At 55.7% G+C, this 1,477-nt stretch carries 2 protein-coding genes; both read left to right on the forward strand.

The features are described 5' to 3' along the window. Positions 1–617 (forward strand): M57 family metalloprotease (locus P4U43_RS17860; protein WP_277359942.1); only part of this gene is annotated, 617 nt, incomplete at its 5' end. 38 nt (positions 618–655) lie between these two features. Beyond that, entirely contained in the window at positions 656–1,186 is a 531-nt protein-coding gene (locus tag P4U43_RS17865) for a hypothetical protein (RefSeq protein ID WP_277359943.1), read from the forward strand. Positions 1,187–1,477 lie beyond the last annotated feature (291 nt).

A 1,477-nucleotide genomic window follows, 5' to 3' on the forward strand; every position in this document is an offset into this window, starting at 1 on the left:
TTCGCCGCACGCTGACGTGGCATGGTGAAGCTTCCTATAGACCACATGGGGGTGGACCAGTGTCACATCAAGGTTTTCAGAATCGAACTCAAAGCCGTGGTAATCGCATAACTTCTATCGTTGGCGTTCTTGCAATCGTGCTCTTAATGTCAGTGCCTAGCGGCGCCAGTGCTTACACGTTTACCGGGTGCAAATGGCCTAGTGCGAATATCGCTTGGAGTAATCAAACTTCCGGTACATATTCGACGGCGGCATTGGCAGCCGGAAACCGATGGTCACAGTTGTCAGATGTCAATCTGTCGGCGACCGGGGGCAACATCCGTGTATATCAGTCGTACACGGGAGCAGACGGATATGCCGGCTATTCATACTGGAGTTGCCCGTATTACGGGCAGACAATCAGTGCAGAAGCAAGGCTTAACACCTACTACGCCGACGCATACCCAACTCTGAAGAAGAAGACGGTTTTCGTTCACGAGATCGGACACGCGGTCGGGTTGCACCACAGTCAGTACTCCAACGCCGTCATGTATACCTGTCCGGCGTGTGTCTATAACAACTATTACTACAGTGACCCGCAGTCCGATGATATCGCGGGCATGAACGCGCGCTACTAGGGGGAAAAGTGCAACAGAACCAACATCATCGAACCAGAATGACCTTCGGCATTGCATCGATAGTTGTCGCGCTTCTTGCCGGATGCAGCAGTTCTCCGGATGGCGACTCCGGAATGTCGGCTTCCAGGGAAAAGCTATATGAGAGCGTCACCGAACTAGTTTCAGACAGCAGTACTGTCGTCGTCGGTGAAGTTATTGCTCAAGAGACCGACAGTGAGAAGAACACCGTTTCCACTGTCGCTATCAATTCGATCGAAACCCCTCCAGCGCTCGGCGAAGCAATAGGGTTACCCGAGCTTCCCATTCTCGGTTCTGGTGATTCTGTGGGCGTCCGTCAGCTAGGGACTCCGGACATGTCCGAGACACCGGCGCCCATCTTGGAAGTGGGACAGAGCTACCTACTCTTCCTGCGTCCAACGGAGCTGCCAGGGGAAGCTAGTGAACTGTTCTACGTCGTAGGCGGCGTAGCCGGGATTTTCGTCGCCGACGCGGGAACATTTTCTCGTTTAGTGAGGGACTCGGGGGATCAGCTGCCGAACCAATTGACTACTGCCGATCTAGCGGGATAAGGATGGAACCCCCAGGATAGAGGTGCTTCAGCTGTCATACGAAGCTTGCCCCATGTGGCTATGAACTGCAGCTCTGCCCAATATCTAGCGGACCCGCGCATGGCGCTCTGGGCGATGAACGGGCGCTACCTAGCCTTCTCCGAGGAGGTCTGGGTGGGCTAGGACGGTGGAGTAGCGGCTTGCTCCGGCGATGCTTAGGCCGAACATGTCGCAGATGCGGCGGAGGTCGCCGCCGCTGGCATGTAGCTCGTGCAGGATCCGGTCTTCGCGGGCTTGTTGGGCGGTCATCCC

The organism is Arthrobacter vasquezii, assembly GCF_029455255.1.
In the GTDB taxonomy this organism is placed as follows: domain Bacteria; phylum Actinomycetota; class Actinomycetes; order Actinomycetales; family Micrococcaceae; genus Arthrobacter_D; species Arthrobacter_D parietis.

What these genes read in the sequence shown, in the direction of transcription:
- P4U43_RS17865 (WP_277359943.1), top strand. Translation starts at nt 656, where the DNA reads ATGACCTTCGGCATTGCATCGATAGTTGTCGCGCTTCTTGCCGGATGC.